This window comes from Kitasatospora sp. SC0581 (assembly GCF_048159585.1).
Classification (GTDB): Bacteria; Actinomycetota; Actinomycetes; order Streptomycetales; family Streptomycetaceae; genus Kitasatospora.
Window position 1 is genome coordinate 51,991 of record NZ_JBLRWA010000011.1, and the last position, 14,694, is coordinate 66,684.

General features: G+C 74.2%; 13 protein-coding genes. 6 read left to right on the top strand and 7 right to left on the bottom strand.

Annotated elements, in window-relative coordinates:
• The first annotated feature begins 233 nt into the window (after positions 1-233).
• Positions 234-3,446: a M28 family peptidase gene (locus ACLWS4_RS19075; RefSeq protein ID WP_416874714.1), complete on the top strand. Its 3,213-nt coding sequence runs from the start codon at positions 234-236 to the stop codon at positions 3,444-3,446.
• A 111-nt stretch (positions 3,447-3,557) separates the two neighbouring features.
• On the opposite strand, the gene ACLWS4_RS19080 is transcribed toward ACLWS4_RS19075, so the two are convergent.
• Both ACLWS4_RS19080 and ACLWS4_RS19085 read right to left on the bottom strand, forming a co-directional pair.
• The gene (locus ACLWS4_RS19080; RefSeq protein ID WP_387830285.1) at positions 3,558-4,334 is read right to left on the bottom strand and encodes a hypothetical protein; all 777 of its coding nucleotides are present in this window, start codon (positions 4,332-4,334) and stop codon (positions 3,558-3,560) included.
• Between the two features lie 113 nt (positions 4,335-4,447).
• Complete coding sequence (locus ACLWS4_RS19085; RefSeq protein ID WP_416874715.1) at positions 4,448-5,053, bottom strand: hypothetical protein; 606 nt, start codon at positions 5,051-5,053, stop codon at positions 4,448-4,450.
• Positions 5,054-5,249: 196 nt separating this feature from the next.
• Here ACLWS4_RS19085 and ACLWS4_RS19090 point away from each other — a divergent pair, with 196 nt between their 5' ends.
• Complete coding sequence (locus tag ACLWS4_RS19090) at positions 5,250-6,488, top strand: cytochrome P450 (RefSeq protein WP_416874716.1); 1,239 nt, start codon at positions 5,250-5,252, stop codon at positions 6,486-6,488.
• 7 nt (positions 6,489-6,495) lie between these two features.
• Here the strand turns inward: ACLWS4_RS19090 and ACLWS4_RS19095 are convergent, their stop codons facing one another.
• Positions 6,496-6,984: a MerR family transcriptional regulator gene (locus tag ACLWS4_RS19095; protein ID WP_416874717.1), complete on the bottom strand. Its 489-nt coding sequence runs from the start codon at positions 6,982-6,984 to the stop codon at positions 6,496-6,498.
• A gap of 141 nt (positions 6,985-7,125) precedes the next feature.
• Between ACLWS4_RS19095 and ACLWS4_RS19100 the strand changes: the two genes are divergently transcribed.
• From ACLWS4_RS19100 to ACLWS4_RS19110, 3 genes are all read left to right on the top strand, one after another.
• Positions 7,126-8,367, top strand: a complete 1,242-nt coding sequence (locus ACLWS4_RS19100; RefSeq protein WP_416874718.1) for a CynX/NimT family MFS transporter — start codon at positions 7,126-7,128, stop codon at positions 8,365-8,367.
• Between the two features lie 83 nt (positions 8,368-8,450).
• On the top strand, positions 8,451-8,957 hold the full coding sequence (locus tag ACLWS4_RS19105; RefSeq protein ID WP_380781399.1) for a carboxymuconolactone decarboxylase family protein: 507 nt from the start codon (positions 8,451-8,453) through the stop codon (positions 8,955-8,957).
• A gap of 181 nt (positions 8,958-9,138) precedes the next feature.
• Positions 9,139-10,929 (top strand): penicillin-binding transpeptidase domain-containing protein, encoded by a 1,791-nt coding sequence (locus ACLWS4_RS19110; protein ID WP_416874719.1) that lies wholly within the window; start codon positions 9,139-9,141, stop codon positions 10,927-10,929.
• 157 nt (positions 10,930-11,086) lie between these two features.
• Here the strand turns inward: ACLWS4_RS19110 and ACLWS4_RS19115 are convergent, their stop codons facing one another.
• Positions 11,087-11,434 carry a hypothetical protein gene (locus tag ACLWS4_RS19115; RefSeq protein WP_074005964.1) on the bottom strand — a complete coding sequence of 116 codons (348 nt, stop codon included), beginning with the start codon at positions 11,432-11,434 and terminating at the stop codon, positions 11,087-11,089.
• Positions 11,435-11,561: 127 nt separating this feature from the next.
• Positions 11,562-12,047 carry a nitroreductase family deazaflavin-dependent oxidoreductase gene (locus ACLWS4_RS19120; protein WP_082345683.1) on the bottom strand — a complete coding sequence of 162 codons (486 nt, stop codon included), beginning with the start codon at positions 12,045-12,047 and terminating at the stop codon, positions 11,562-11,564.
• Positions 12,048-12,193: 146 nt separating this feature from the next.
• Between ACLWS4_RS19120 and ACLWS4_RS19125 the strand changes: the two genes are divergently transcribed.
• Positions 12,194-12,877 (top strand): TetR/AcrR family transcriptional regulator, encoded by a 684-nt coding sequence (locus tag ACLWS4_RS19125; RefSeq protein WP_074005965.1) that lies wholly within the window; start codon positions 12,194-12,196, stop codon positions 12,875-12,877.
• Positions 12,878-12,984: 107 nt separating this feature from the next.
• On the opposite strand, the gene ACLWS4_RS19130 is transcribed toward ACLWS4_RS19125, so the two are convergent.
• Both ACLWS4_RS19130 and ACLWS4_RS19135 read right to left on the bottom strand, forming a co-directional pair.
• A complete protein-coding gene (locus ACLWS4_RS19130; RefSeq protein WP_416874720.1) occupies positions 12,985-14,217 on the bottom strand; it encodes an RNA polymerase sigma factor in 1,233 nt (410 codons plus the stop codon).
• Positions 14,214-14,585, bottom strand: coding sequence for a YciI family protein (locus ACLWS4_RS19135; RefSeq protein ID WP_049651409.1), 372 nt, complete (start codon positions 14,583-14,585; stop codon positions 14,214-14,216). The genes ACLWS4_RS19130 and ACLWS4_RS19135 overlap by 4 nt, the downstream gene beginning before the upstream one ends.
• Between the last annotated feature and the right edge of the window lie 109 nt (positions 14,586-14,694).

A 14,694-nucleotide genomic window follows, 5' to 3' on the forward strand; every position in this document is an offset into this window, starting at 1 on the left:
TCAACCACTTGAAGAAAAGCCCAGCTTGACGCAAAGCCGGACCGACGGGCTTGACGGAATTTGCCAACCCCTTGCCCCGCGCGCACCGGGCATTGACCTGGGCATGACGTCGTGTGAGGGTTCGGGCACCCGAGCGCGGACGGCCCGCACGGCCGTCCCCCTGATACGGCCCCGCGGTGTGCCACCAGCCCCTGCCGTCCGCGGTCGAGGACCCCCACATGCGAGGAGCCTCGATGCAACGCAGAGTCACCGCAGGCAGGTTGCTGACCACGGCGACCACCCTGACCGTGCTGGCCGGCATGATCGCCGCCGCCGCGGGCCCGGCCACCGCCGCGCCCACCCCCTCTCCCTCCTCGGCGCCGCCGAGCGCCCTGGCCGCCGCCGTCAACGCCGCCGACGCGGCCGCGAACGCCGGGCTGGACGCGCTGGCCAAGGGCCCGGGCGAGACCTACGAGCGCAAGACCGTCACCCCCTGGCTCGGCGGCCTCTACTCCGTCTCGTACGAGCGCAGCTACCACGGCCTGCCGGTGGTCGGCGGCGACGCGGTCGTCCTCGCCGACTCCCAGGGCAAGGTCCGCGCCCTGCAGTCCGCCGCCACCGGACCGGTCGGCGGCTCGACCACCCCGCAGGTCAGCGCGGCGGACGCGGAGAAGACCGCCCGGACGAAACTGGCCACCGTGGACTCGGCGGACTCCCCCCGCCTGGTCGTCCGGGTCAAGGACGGCACCGGCCGGCTCGCCTGGGAGACCGTCCTCAAGGGCCGCACCGCGTCGGCGCCCAGCACCCTGCACGTCTTCGTGGACGCGGCCACCGGCGAGGTGCTCGACAGCTACGACGACGTCCGTGCGGGCACCATCAACAGCAAGTGGAACGGCCCCGCGCCCGTCACCATCAGCACCACGAGCTCGGGCGGCTCGTACTCGCTGCGCGACCCGAACCGGCCCGGCCTGTCGTGTTCCGACTACAGCACCGGGCAGGTCTTCTCCAAGTCCAGCGACTCCTGGGGCACCGGCAGCGCCTCCAGCAAGGAGACCGGCTGCGGCGACGCGATGTTCGCGGCCCAGAAGGAATGGGACATGCTCCGCGACTGGCTCGGTCGCAACGGGCACAACGGCAACGGCGGCAGCTGGCCGGTCAAGGTCGGCCTCAACGACGTCAACGCCTACTGGGACGGCAGCACGATATCCATCGGCCACAGCCAGGCCAACGAGTGGATCGCGGCGATCGACGTGGTCGGCCACGAGTTCGGCCACGGCATCGACCAGTACACCCCCGGCGGCGCCAACAACGAGTCCGGCCTGGGCGAGGCCACCGGCGACATCATGGGCGCGCTGACCGAGTCGTACGCCAACGAGCCCGCCCCGTACGACTCCCCGGACTACACCGTCGGCGAGATGATCAACCTGGTCGGCCAGGGCCCGATCCGCAACATGTACAACCCCTCGCTCGTCAACAACGACCCGAACTGCTACTCGGCGTCGATCCCGCAGACCGAGGAGCACGCGGCGGCCGGCCCGCTGAACCACTGGTTCTACCTGCTGGCCGAGGGCTCCAACCCGGGCGGCGGCAAGCCCACCAGCCCCACCTGCAACAACTCCTCCGTCACCGGCATCGGCATCAAGGACGCCGGCCGGGTCTTCTACGGCGGCATGCTCCTCAAGACCAGCGGCATGACCTACAAGCGCTACCGCACGGCCACCCTGACCGCCGCCAAGAGCCTCGACGCCACCTGCGCCTTCTTCAACCGCACCAAGGCCGCCTGGGACGCCGTCAGCGTCCCCGCCCAGAGCGGCGACCCCACCTGCACGCCGTCCGGCAACAACGACTTCTCGCTGTCGCTCGGCCCGGCGTCCGGCTCCGTCCAGCCCGGCGCCTCGACCTCGTCGACGGTGAGCACCGCCGTCACCTCCGGCACCGCGCAGACCGTCGGCCTCACCGCCTCCGGCCTCCCGGCGGGCGTCACCGCGAGCTTCAACCCCTCGTCGGTGCAGGCCGGTTCCTCGTCCACCCTGACCCTGTCCGCCTCCGCGGCGGCCGTGGCCGGGACCTACCAGATCACCGTCACCGGCACCGCCGGCGCCACCACCCACACCGCCCAGTACGGCCTGACGGTCGGCGGCGGGGGCAACCCCGGCGGGCCCGCGCCCGACATCGACGTCGCCAAGGTCCAGGCCCACCTGTCCCAGCTGAACACCATCGCCAACCAGAACGGCGGCCACCGCCGGGCGGGCAGCGCCGGGCACAGCCAGTCGATCGCGTACATCAAGGCCAAGCTGCAGGCGGCCGGCTACAACGTCACCGAGCAGACCTGCACCTCCTGCAGCTACCAGTCCAACAACCTGATCGCCGACTGGCCCGGCGGCCCGTCCGACCAGGTCACCATGTTCGGCGCCCACCTGGACAGCGTCTCGGCCGGCCCCGGCATCAACGACAACGGCTCCGGCTCGGCCGTCCTGCTGGAGAACGCGCTCGTGCTCGCCCAGCAGAACCCCAGCCTGACCCGGCACGTCCGGTTCGGCTGGTGGACCGGTGAGGAGCAGGGCCTCCAGGGCTCGCAGTCCTACGTCGGCCAGCTGAGCTCCGCCCAGCGCTCCGCGATCAAGGCGTACTACAACTTCGACATGGTCGGCTCGCCCAACGCCGGCTACTTCATCAACAACATCAACTCCGCGGCGTCGGCCCCGATGAAGGCCTACTGGGACTCGCTGAACCTCAAGCCGGAGGAGAACGTCGAGGGCCAGGGCCGCTCGGACGACTACTCCTTCCAGCAGGCCGGCATCCCGACCTCGGGCTACGCGGCCGGCGCCGACGCCACCAAGACCTCGGCGCAGGCGGCCAAGTGGGGCGGCACGGCGGGCCGTTCCTACGACTCCTGCTACCACTCGTCCTGCGACACCACCAGCAACGTCGACGCGACGGTGCTGAACCGCAACGCCGACGGCGTGGCGTACACCATCTGGAAGACCTCGGTCGGCGGCACCGCGCCCGCCAACGACTTCTCCCTCTCGGTGAACCCGACCACCGCCACCGTCAAGCCCGGTGACACCACCACGGCGACGGTCGCCACCTCGACCACCTCCGGCTCGGCCCAGACGGTCAACCTGACCGCCTCGGGCGCCCCGGCCGGCGTGACCGTCTCCTTCAACCCGTCCTCGGTGCAGTCCGGCGGCTCGGCGACGCTCACCGTCGCCACCGCCGCCTCGACCGCCACCGGCACCTACACCATCACCCTGACCGGGACCGGCTCGGCCACCCACAGCACCAGCTTCTCCCTGGTGGTGGGCAACGACTCGCCGAACCCGGGTGGCACCTGGGCGCCCGGCACCACCTACCAGGCGGGCGACGTGGTGACCTACAACGGGGTCAGCTACCGCTGCCTCCAGGGCCACACCGCCCAGGTCGGCTGGGAGCCGCCGATCGTCCCGGCGCTCTGGCAGGCCGTGTGACCGGGGTGCGCTGACGCCCGGTGAAGCCGCTGCGCCGCGGTCCGTCGAGGGGGACGGACCGCGGCGCAGCCGTGCGCGGGGCGGGGGTCGCGCGGAGCCCGCGCAGCGGGCTCAGCCGGGATGGAAGGCGACCCGGACGGTGGCGTCGAACGGGAGGATCAGCCCGTTGCCGGTCTCCCAGGTCCAGGTCCGCGGGACCAGGAACATCCGGCCGCCGGAGAGGGCCAGCAGCCGCAGCCCCTCGTAGCGGTAGCGGAACCGCGCGCCCTGGTCCACGTCCGGCAGCGCCGTCTCCCACACCCCGGGCCACCCCAGGTGGAGGCGTTCGGGGGTGTCCAGGACGACCGCCGGGCGCCGGTAGAGGTGGTGGGCGAGGTCCTCGGCGTCGGCCGTCCCCTTCTGCTGGGCGTAGTCGCCGACCGCCCAGTACGAGCAGAGCACGATGATCGCCACGCTGACGCCCAGCGCCGCCCGCTCCCCGGTCAGCGGGTACGGTGCGCCGGTGCCGCGCACGTACATCATCCGGGCCAGGACCCCGAGCAGCAGCGCGCCGCCGATCAGCAGCGGGGTGCCCAGCGGGCCGGCGTCGAACACCTCGAAGCCGGCCAGGAGGCCGAGCACCAGCAGCGGGACGACCAGTGCGGCGACCGCCCAACAGGCCCGGCGCACCGTCCGGGCGCCGGCCCCGCCCTTCCCGGCCGCCCTGGTCGCGAGGTGGTAGCCCAGCGCGCCGACCAGCGCCCCGCACAGGGCGACCCCGGCCGGGAGGTAGAGCGCGGGGGAACTGCGGATCAGCAGGTCCTGGGTGGCGAAGCCGATCGTGCCGGCGTCGATGCCGAAGAAGGCGTAGAGCGAACTGGTGTAGGCGTAGCCGAAGAAGAAGAGCAACGCGGTGAGGAGGGTGGTCGGGGCGATCCAGGTGGCGAGCCTGGTGAGCCAGTCGGCCCAGGAGCGCGGCTGCGGCTGCCGCTGCCCGTCCGGGGGTTCCTCCTCGGCAGGTCTCAGGGGGTGCTCCCGGCGCCGCTGGACGGGCTCGACCCGTAACTCGGGGTCGCGCCGTTGCCAGTGGTCGCCCCGTCGTCGGGGCTGACGACGACCACCGAGCCCGCGGCCTCGATCCGCTTGGAGGAGTCGTCGGCCGTCACCGTGAGGCAGACGGTCCGGTCCTTGGTCCCGGGCTTCCACTGCGGGAGCCGGAAATCGACCAGCTCGGTCTTGCCGTCGGTCACTTGCACCTGCTGCGAGGCGGGGGTGGCGTACGACGTGCTGCCGCACTCGGCGACCTTGCTGATCACGGCCGTGAAACTGGTCTTCGACGGGAAGGACAGGCGGATCCGGGCCCTATTGTCGATGCCCTGGACGCTCGCCGAGGGCTCGCCCGCGGTTCGGAACCCGCCCTGGTCCCCCTCGTCCTTGGTCCGCTGGTCGTCCGGCAGGCCCGAGCCGCTGCTCTGGCCGTTCCGGGCGGCGCCGGCCGACCCGGATCCGCCACCGCCGCCGCAGGCCGCGAGGACCGGGACGAGCAGGGCGGCCGCCAGCCACCGGCCCGCGCCGGCAGGCCTTCCCGTTCGGATCCCGCCGCCTCCGAAGTGCCGGGTCCCAGGCATGCGTTCTCCCATCCGCGCGGCGAGCAGGGGCCGGTCGGCCCCGCCGCACCGTACCCGTGCGGGTACGGCCGATCGGGCCGCCGCGCCGCCCCCGGCCGGGTCGGCCAGCCGTTCGGCGCAGCCCGGACGGGCCGCGCGCTGGCATAGAGTCGGACCGCAACCGACGAACCGTCAGCAGAGCGGAAGGACACGACCTGTGAGCACCGAGACCCGTCCGGTACCGGAGCTGGCCGCGGAGGTCGTCGAGCGGTGGCGGGCCGAGGAGGCCGAGCTCGTCGACCTGCTGGCCCGGACCCAGCGCGGTGTCGGCGGCGTCGCCGCCTTCCGGCTCGGCCCGACACCGACCGTCCTGGTCACCGACCCGGCCGCCGTGCAGCACGTCCTGGGCCACCACCCGGACCGGTACGTCAAGCGCTCGCACCGCGCCCGGATGCTGGTCGGGGACGGCGTGCTGTCCGCCACCGGCGACCCCTGGAAGCGCCAACGGCGGGTGCTGCAGGCGCAGTTCACCGGCACCGGGATGCGCCGCTACGAGCGGCCGATCGCCGCGGCGGCGCGCCGCACCGCCGAGCGCTGGGAGGGGTACCGGCGCAGCGGGGCGGCCTTCGACGTCGGCGAGGAGATGCGCGGCTTCGCCCTGGACACCGTCTGGCGGGCGCTCACCGGGCTGCCGCTGGACGACCGGACGGACCGCGAACTCCGGTCGGTGGAACGGGTGGTGGCCGCGATGCCGACTCTGCCCACCAACGCGGCGGACGCCCGGGACGCGGTCGCCGAGGACCTCGCCCGGATCGACGCGGTGGCGCACGCGGCGATCGACGCGGCGCGCTCGGCCGGCCCGACCGAGGAGCCCGGCGTGCTCCGGGTGCTGCTCGACGCGGGCGAGCAGGACCCCGGGTACACCGACCGGTTGATCCGCGACGAGCTGGTCACCCTGCTCGTCGCCGGCCACGAGACCACGGCCACCACGCTCACCTGGCTCTTCCTGCTGCTCGACCGCCACCCCGAGGCCCGGACGGCCGATCCGCAGGCGCTGGTGAGCGAGACGCTGCGGCTCTACCCCTCCGCCTGGCTGCTCCCCCGGCACGCCGTCGAGGACGACGTCATCGCCGGGCACCGCATCGCCGCCGGGACGGACGTGCTGGTCTGCCCGTACCTCACCCACCGCGACCCGGCACTCTGGCCGGACCCGGAACGCTTCGACCCCGCCCGCTTCGCCCACGGCGCGGACCGCCCCGGGCAGCTCGGCGCCTACTTCCCGTTCGGCCTCGGTGCCCGCGCCTGCCTGGGCACCCGGTTCGCGCTGCGCGAGACCACGGCACTGCTGGAACTCCTGCTGCCGATGGGGCCGTTGACGTTCCGCTCGCGGCCGACGGGGGCGGCGTACAGCATCACCGTACGGCCGGACGGGCCGACGCCGGCGGTGCTGGGCTGAGGCCTTCCTACGGTGTGGCGCTGCCCGACCGCGGGTGCTCCGACCGCGGGCCGTCCGGCCGGGCGGGCAGGAAGCCGTCGGAGAGCTCCTCGCCGGCCAGGGCGGCGTCGACCCGGGCACTGATGTGGGCCCGGGTGGTCGGGCAGTCGAGCGGGCGGTCCCGACTGCACAGCAGCATGTGGGTGAGGACGGCCGCGGCGTGCTCCAGCCGGCGGGCGCGCTCGAGCATCCCGTCCCGCTGGGCGTGCAGCAGCGCAGTGCGGTCGGCCGCCCGCTCGCTGGCCAGGACGGCGGCGGTCCCGCTGACCGGGATCATCCCGTCCACGTGCCAGAGCTGGACCAGGGCGAGGCGCTCCAGCGACTCCCGGTCGTAGTAGCGGACCCGGCCGCGGCGGGCGGCGGGGGCGATCAGGCCGCACTCCTCGTAGTAGCGCAGGGCGGGCACCGAGAGGCCGAAGGCCGCCGAGACCTCGGTGATCGAGTGGAGCTCCGCCATCCGCCGCCGCCTCCTTCGGGGTTGCGCCCAGGCCGAGTTGGGCTCGACCGGGTGCGCCGGGACCGGGTTGCGCTCAAGCACGCTTGAGCGAGAACGCTTAGGCAAGCCTAACCTCTCATCGAAGCGAAGGGCTTGCTCCCCATGCCGCTCACCGACCCGACGGCCACCACCGCGTCGGCCACTGCGACCACCACCGCACCCGCCCCCTCCCGCACCCCACGGACCGCCGGGGCCCTGCTCGTCCTCGGTTTCGTCCTGCTCAGCCTCAACACCCGGGTCGCGTTCGGACAGATCGGGCCGCTCGCGCCGGTCGCCGGCTGGGGCCCGGGCACCGTGACCCTGCTCGCCCTCCTGCCGCCGCTGTGCATGGGCCTGTTCGCCCCGCTCGGCGCCCTGGCCCGGCGGCGGCTCGGCGAGGAGCGCGGGCTGTTCTGGGCGAGCGTGCTGCTGCTGGCCGGGGCGGTGCTGCGGACGGCGGGCCTGCCCGGGCTGTACGCGGGCACGGTGCTGGTGGGCGTCGCGGTGGCGGTGGTGAACGTGCTGATCCCGGTGTTCGTCCGGGCCCGCTTCGCGCCCCGGCGGATCGGCACCATGACGGGCGTCTACGCGCTGTCCATGGGCGCCGGTTCGGCGGTCGTCGCCGCGCTGGTCGCGCCGGTCGCGGGCACCTGGTCCTGGCAGGCCGCGATCGCGATCGCCGTCGTCCCGGCGGCCCTGGCGGCGGCCGGCCTGGCGCCGCAGCTGCGGGTCGCGCGGACGCCGGCCGGGCCCGTCGCACCCGCGGGGCGCCGCCGGATCGGGCGGACGGCGCTCGCCTGGAGCCTGACGGCCTTCTTCGGCGTCCAGACCCTGGTCTTCTACGCGACGCTGGCCTGGCTGCCCACCGTCCTGGTCGACGCGGGCCTGAGCCGGACCACCGCCGGCACCGACCAGGCCGTGCTGATCCTCGGCCTCGCCGTCGGCGGCTTCCTCGCCCCGACCCTGGCCGCCGCCCGGAGCGACCAGCGGCCGCACATCCTGGGCGTGGCGGCCGTCTGCGTCCTCGGCCTGCTCGGCCTGGTGCTCACCCCGGCCGGCGGGGCGCCGCTCTGGGCCGCCGTCCTCGGCATCGGCATGGGCGGCGGACAGGCGCTCGCCGCCGTCCTGTTCGCCCGTCGGGGCACCGACCCGGACCACGTCGCCGCGCTCTCCACCATGGCCCAGACCTGGGGCTACCTGCTCGCCGCCACCGGCCCCGCGCTCGCCTCCGCGCTCCACACCGTGAGCGGGTCCTGGGCGGCGCCGCTGCTCGCGATGGCCGGTCTGGTGGCCGTCGGCTGCGTCCTCGGGCTGCGGGCGGGCCGCGCTGTCACAAAGCCGCGCCGCGATCCGTCGGACCGGTGAGCGGGTGGCCGCACGGTCCACCCGGTCGAGCGGTCACCCGCTCATCCGCTCATCCGCTCATCCGCGAGAAGAGGAACACCACGATGAACGCCCGTCCGATCACCGCCGAGGTCCCGCTGCGCCCGCGCATGGCCCAGGACCCGGTGCAGCTCGTCCCCGAGCTCGCCGAGGTCTCGGCCGCACTGTTCAAGGCCACCGGCAACCGGTCCGTCCCCCGCAGCACCATCAGCCTGGTCCAGCTGCGGGCCGGCCAGATCGCCGGCAGCACCTACCTGACCGTCCTGCACAGCGGCTTCCTCCGCAGGGCCGGCGAGTCGGAGGAGCGGATCTCCTCGGTGGCCGGCTGGCCGGACTCCCCCTGGTTCACCGCCCCGGAGCGCGCCGCGCTCGCCCTGGTCGAGGCCGTCCTCCAGCCCAACCCGCACGGCGAGCGGGTGTCGGACGCGCTGTACGCCGAGGTCGCCGGGCACTACGACGACACGGCGCTGACCACGCTCATGCTCGCCATCGGCCAGGTCAACTTCTTCACCGCCATCGCCCTGGTCGCCAAGCCCGTCCCCGGCCGCTCCTTCACCGACCCCTGGGCCTGAGCGGCCGCTACGGCCCGCCCGGCCGATCGCCGGGCGGGCCGTCCCGCTGTCGACCGATCACCCGTCCCGGCATAGGCTGGTCCGCGCCCGAACGGACCTTCGTCCGGTCATCGGGCCGGCGGGCCGACATGCCGGAGGGGGCGTGCCCGCCACCACGGAGGATCGCAGGGGGGACGGAAGCATGTTCGAGGAGCACAGGGACAACCGGCACGACGGGCACGACCGGCACGAGCAGGACGGCCGACTCGCCGACGTCGAGATCGAGTACGACCAGTACGACGATCTGGACGACCTCGACGGGCATGACGGGCACGACGACGGGGCCCCGCGCAGCTCGACCACGCGCCGGGTCGTGATGGTCGCCGCCGGCGGGGTGTTCGCCGCCCTGCTGGCGGTCGGCGGCTACGGCGCCTACAACGTGCTGAACGCCGTGACGGACAACGGACCGGCCGGCGGCGGCCACCAGGGCGCCGGCACCGTGGCGAAGGCCCCGCAGGAGCCGCCGACCGCCGAGCAGGCCGAGTCGACGGCCAAGGAGTTCCTGGCCGCCTGGAGCCGCGGCGACATCCCGGCCGCCGCCGGCCTGACGGACCGGCCGGAGACCGCCCGCGCCGCACTGGCCACGTTCCACGAGCAGGTGGGCGCCCGCTCGCTCGCCCTGACCGGGACGGGCCCCGCGAAGGCCGACGGCCCGAGCGAGCCGGCCCTCGGCTTCCGGGTGAAGGCGGAGTTCGAGGGCACCCCGGACGCCTGGGAGTACGACAGCGTGCTGAGCGTCGTCCGGTCCCAGGACGGGCGGCCCGTGGTGCGCTGGAAGCCGTCCGTGATCCACCCCCAGCTCACCCCGGGCCGGACCATCGGGGTGCAGGAGACGCCCAACCCGGTGTCCAAGCCCACCGACCGCAAGGGCCGACCGCTCGACACCTTCCCGTCGCTGCGCGCCGTCCTCCCCCAGATCGCCCCGCCGGACGGCGCGGCCGCCACCACCGGACGGGCCGTGGTGCTCTCGGGCGGCGGCGAGTCGGAGCCGCTGTTCGTGCTGACGCCGCCGAGCGCCCCGGTGGTCAAGCTGACCCTGGACGCCGACCTCCAGCAGGTGGCCGAGGACGCCGTCAAGCAGCAGGCGGCGAACGGCAATCCGGCCTCGCTGGTGGCCGTCCAGCCGAGCACCGGCCACATCCTGGCGATCGCCAACGCCCCGCAGGGCGGCTTCAACCGCGCGCTCGCGGGCGGCCAGGCGCCCGGCTCGACGATGAAGGTGATCACCTCGGCCGCGCTGCTGGAGGCGGGCGTGCGCCCGGACACCGTGGTGCCGTGCAAGGAGACCACCTACTCCCCGCGCGCCTGGCACAACGACGAGAGCGGCGACTTCCCGTCCTACACGCTCGCGGACGACTTCTCCCGCTCCTGCAACACCGGCTTCATCGACAAGGGCCTGGAGAAGCTCCAGCCCGGCACCCTCGGCACGGTGGCCCGCGACCAGTTCGGCCTCGGCCTGGAGTGGCACATCGGCGTCCCGAGCCGGGACGCCACCATCCCGACGCCCGGGAACAAGGACGAGGCCGCGGCCGCGTACATCGGCCAGGGCCGGATCCAGGTCAACTCGCTGCTGATGGCCTCGGTCGCCGCCACCGTGCAGAACGGGACGTTCCGCCAGCCCGTGCTGCGCGAGGACGCCAAGCGCGTGACGGCGCCGAGCAGGCTCCCCGCCGACGTCGCCCGGGACCTGCGCGCCATGATGGCCAAGACCGCCACCCAGGGCACCGCCCGTACCCCGATGGCCGGCCTGTCCGGCCAGATCGGCGCCAAGACCGGCACCGTCGAGGCCGGCAGCCAGGCCACCAACAGCTGGTTCATCGCCTACCGCGGCGACCTCGCCGTCGCCGCCGAGGTCGAGGGCGGCGGGCACGGCTTCAGCGCGGCGGGCGTGGCCGCGGCCCAGGTGCTGAAGGCGGGCGGCGGCAAGGGCTGAGGCCCGGTCCGGCGCGCGCCGCCCGCGCGCCGCGACCGCACCGCCCGCGCACCGCACCGCCCCGCCCCGTCCCGTCCCGCCCGCGGACGCGCCTCGGCGCGTGCGCGGGCGGGGTGTCACAGGGCGGGCAGCGGGGTGTCCAGGCGGGGGCGGGACCTCAGGCGGGGCCCTCGCCGTGGATCAGGCGGAGGTTCGGCATACCGGGGAACGGCGGGGTGTGCTCCGCCTCCCGCTCGGCGTTCAGGTCGGCCAGCATCCGGACGCCCCTCGCCCGGAACTCGGCCTTGCGCTCCTCGTCGGCCTCCTCTTCGCCCGGGTAGAGGACGATGTGGACGGCCCCCTCCTCGCCGTCCCAGGTGTAGCTGCGGTACGGCGGGATCTCGATCCCGTCGATCGTCTCGATCCCGTCGACGATCTCGTATCCGTCGATCGTCATGACCTCGTCGGTCTTCTCGGGTTCGTCGGCCTTCTCGGGTTCGTCCGTCGCTTCGGGCTCGTCCCTCATGGGGAACCTCCGGTGGTTGTCCTCGGCTGGTCTGCCGCCGTGGACAACGATTCGGGAGCAAGAAGGGCCCGGTGACTCACCGTAGTTCCTCCCTTCCGGTACGAACGCCCCCGTCCGGCAGGGGCGTTCAGCTGCCCGTGATGCGGAAGACCGGGTAGCCGGGGGCGACCCGGAGCAGGTCCTCGGCCGGGGCGTCCGGGCCGATCCCCTCGAAGAACGGGGCGACCTGCCAGTTCCAGCGGCGCAGGTAGGCGCGGAGCACCTCGGGCTTGTCGGCGTCCGGGAGTTCGGTGGCACGGAAGGCCTCGGTGCGGCGGCCGACCCGGAGTTCGCCGGTGCCGGCCGCCCGGAGGTTGCGGACCCACTGGGTGTGGCCGCGCGGTGCGACCAGGTAGCGCTCGCCCTCGTGGGTGAGGATGTTGACGGGGGTGGTGCGCCACTCGCCGCTCGTGCGGCCGCGGACGGCCAGCACCCGGGAGCCCCAGAGGCTGACCCCGGCCTTGGCGAAGGCGGCGACCATGCCGTTGAGCAGCTTGCCGGCGGCGATGCCCAGGCGGGTGGTGGGCGCCTGGAGGCGGGTGGTGGAGCTGGGCAGGTGCTCGGCGCGGGACATCGCGACTCCTCGATTCCGTGAATACCGCTTCTCTTCGAGAGCACTGCTCTCGCTTCGACGTCTTCAGCATGGCATCGGCGGATGAAAGAAACAAGAGCAGTGCTCTCGCTTGTGTGCGGCGCTCCGAAATGTGGCAGTCTGTCCCCATGCCAGCGATCCGGACCGCCCGCGAACGGGCCCGCGAGGAACTCACCCGCGAGATCAAGCAGGAGGCCCGCCGCCAACTCGCCTCGGTGGGCGCCCAGCAGCTGTCGCTGCGCGCCGTCGCCCGCGAGCTGGGCATGGCCTCCTCCGCGCTGTACCGCTACTTCGCCAGCCGCGACGAGCTGCTGACCGCGCTGATCATCGACGCCTACAACGAACTCGGCGCGGCCGCGGAGGGCGCCCTCGCCACCGCCGGGGCGGCCGCGCCGCGCGAGCGCTGGCGGGCGCTGTGGACGGCCACCCGCGACTGGGCCCGGGCCAACCCGCACGAGTTCTCGCTGCTCTACGGCACCCCGGTGCCGGGCTACGCGGCGCCCCGCACCACCGTCCAACCCGCCACCCGGCTGCCGTTCGCCCTGATCGGCGTGGTCCGCGACGCCAGGCTGCGGCCCACCCAGCCCGTCCCGCCGCCGCGGGGCGCGCTGGCCGGGCAACTGACCCGGATCGTCACGGAGTTCGGCCTCGACCTGCCGCCGCACGTCCTCGCCCGGACCATCGGCGCCTGGGTGCAGCTGGTCGGCCTGATCGGCTTCGAGCTCCACGGCCAGCTGGTCGGCTCGTTGGACCCGGCGGACGACTTCTTCGCCTGGACCACCGAGCAGACCGCCGACGCGATAGGGCTCTGACCCGGGCCCCGGGCCCCACGAAGCGGCGCGGCCGGGCGGCCCGACCGGACGCGGCTCAGCAGGCCCGATCAGCAGACCCGATCAGCGGGCCCGATCAGCGGGCCGGCTCAACCGGCCGGCCGCACCCGGCCCGCGCAGGTCTCCAGGTACCGGCGCTCCGCGAGGCTCGCGGTGGCCCGGGCGGCGCGCCGGTAGTGCTCGTACGCCCCCGCCGTGTCGCCGGTCCGCTCCAGCAGGTGCGCCCGGACGGAGAGCAGCCGGTGGTGGCCGGCCATCCGGGCGTCCGCGTCCAGCGCGGCGAGGAGTGCCAGGCCGGCTTCCGGGCCCTCCGTCTCGGCGAGGGCGATCGCCCGGTTGAGGGTGACCATCGGGTTGGGTGCGATCCGCTCCAGGATCAGGTACAGGGCGTGCACCTGCCGCCAGTCGGTGTCCTCGGCGCGGGCCGCGTCGGCGTGGGTGGCGGCGATCGCGGCCTGGAGCCGGTACGGGCCGAGCTCCGGCCCGGCCAGCGCCGCCTTGACCAGCGCCGTTCCCTCCCCGATCAGGTCGCGGTCCCACCGGGTGCGGTCCTGTTCGGCCAGCGGGACCAGGTCGCCGGTGGCCGTCGTCCGGGTCGCGCGGCGGGCGTGGGTCAGCAGCATCAGCGCCAGCAGCCCGGCGACCTCGCCGTCCTCGGGCAGCTGCGCGCGCACCGCCCGGGTCAGCCGGATCGCCTCGCGGGCGAGGTCGAGGCGGTGCAACTCGCCGCCGGAGGTGGCGGTGTAGCCCTCGTTGAAGATCAGGTAGAGCACGTGCAGGACCACCCGCAGCCGCTCCTCGCGCTCCTCCGCCGACAGCGCCCGCCCGGGCTGCTCGAACGAGCCGCCGGCGGCCCTGATCCGCTGCTTGGCCCGGCTGATCCGGGCCGCCATCGTCGCCTCCGGCACCAGGAACGCGCGGGCGATCTCGGCCGTGGTCAGTCCGCCGACCGCCCGCAGCGTCAGGGCCGTCCGGGACGCCGCGGTCAGCGCCGGGTGGCAGCACAGGAACAGCAGGAGCAGCGTGTCGTCGGTGTCCGGCACCTCCTCCGGGACCACCTCGGCGGCCGCCGTCGCCCACTCCCGCTCGCGCCGCGCGCGGTCGCCGCGCAGCTGGTCGATCAGCCGCCGCGAGGCGACCGTCACCAGCCAGCCGCGCGGGTTGTCCGGCACCCCCTCGGACGGCCACTGCACGGTGGCGGCGAGGACGGCCTCCTGCACCGCGTCCTCGCACCCCTCGAAGCGGCCGTACCGTCGTACCAACGCGCCGAGGACCTGCGGCGTGAGCCCACGCAGCAGGTCCTCGAAGTCCGGTTCCGTCATGCCTCCAAGTGTCCGTCGGAGAACATCACCTGCCGCACCTCGACGCCCAGCCCCTCGATCGCGGCGTCCGGGATGCGGCCGGCCAGTTCGACCGCGCGCTCCTTGTCCTCGCAGTCGACCAGGTAGAAGCCGCCCAGGAACTCCTTGGCCTCCAGGAACGGTCCGTCGGTCACCACCGGCTGCCCGTTGCGGACGGTCACCACGGCGGCCTGCGACGGATCGACCAGCGCCTGGGTGAGGACCAGCTCGCCGGACTCCCTGAGCTCCTCGATGAACCGGCCGTGCCCGGCGCCGATCGCCCCCTTCTCCTCGTCGGTCAGCGCGTCCAGCACGGCCGGGTTCAGGTGCAGGCTGATCAGGAACTTCATCTCGTCCTCCTCGGGTTCGCGGGCCCCGGCGGGGCCGCCCTCGACCGGTGGTCGGAGCGGGCGACGCCGTCTTGACGTCCCCCGGCGGACAAATCTCCCACGAATCCCC

What these genes read in the sequence shown, in the direction of transcription:
- ACLWS4_RS19075 (WP_416874714.1), top strand. Translation starts at nt 234, where the DNA reads ATGCAACGCAGAGTCACCGCAGGCAGGTTGCTGACCACGGCGACCACC.
- ACLWS4_RS19085 (WP_416874715.1), bottom strand. Translation starts at nt 5,053, where the DNA reads ATGCCTGGGACCCGGCACTTCGGAGGCGGCGGGATCCGAACGGGAAGG.
- ACLWS4_RS19095 (WP_416874717.1), bottom strand. Translation starts at nt 6,984, where the DNA reads ATGGCGGAGCTCCACTCGATCACCGAGGTCTCGGCGGCCTTCGGCCTC.
- ACLWS4_RS19100 (WP_416874718.1), top strand. Translation starts at nt 7,126, where the DNA reads ATGCCGCTCACCGACCCGACGGCCACCACCGCGTCGGCCACTGCGACC.
- ACLWS4_RS19105 (WP_380781399.1), top strand. Translation starts at nt 8,451, where the DNA reads ATGAACGCCCGTCCGATCACCGCCGAGGTCCCGCTGCGCCCGCGCATG.
- ACLWS4_RS19110 (WP_416874719.1), top strand. Translation starts at nt 9,139, where the DNA reads ATGTTCGAGGAGCACAGGGACAACCGGCACGACGGGCACGACCGGCAC.
- ACLWS4_RS19115 (WP_074005964.1), bottom strand. Translation starts at nt 11,434, where the DNA reads ATGAGGGACGAGCCCGAAGCGACGGACGAACCCGAGAAGGCCGACGAA.
- ACLWS4_RS19120 (WP_082345683.1), bottom strand. Translation starts at nt 12,047, where the DNA reads ATGTCCCGCGCCGAGCACCTGCCCAGCTCCACCACCCGCCTCCAGGCG.
- ACLWS4_RS19125 (WP_074005965.1), top strand. Translation starts at nt 12,194, where the DNA reads ATGCCAGCGATCCGGACCGCCCGCGAACGGGCCCGCGAGGAACTCACC.
- ACLWS4_RS19130 (WP_416874720.1), bottom strand. Translation starts at nt 14,217, where the DNA reads ATGACGGAACCGGACTTCGAGGACCTGCTGCGTGGGCTCACGCCGCAG.
- ACLWS4_RS19135 (WP_049651409.1), bottom strand. Translation starts at nt 14,585, where the DNA reads ATGAAGTTCCTGATCAGCCTGCACCTGAACCCGGCCGTGCTGGACGCG.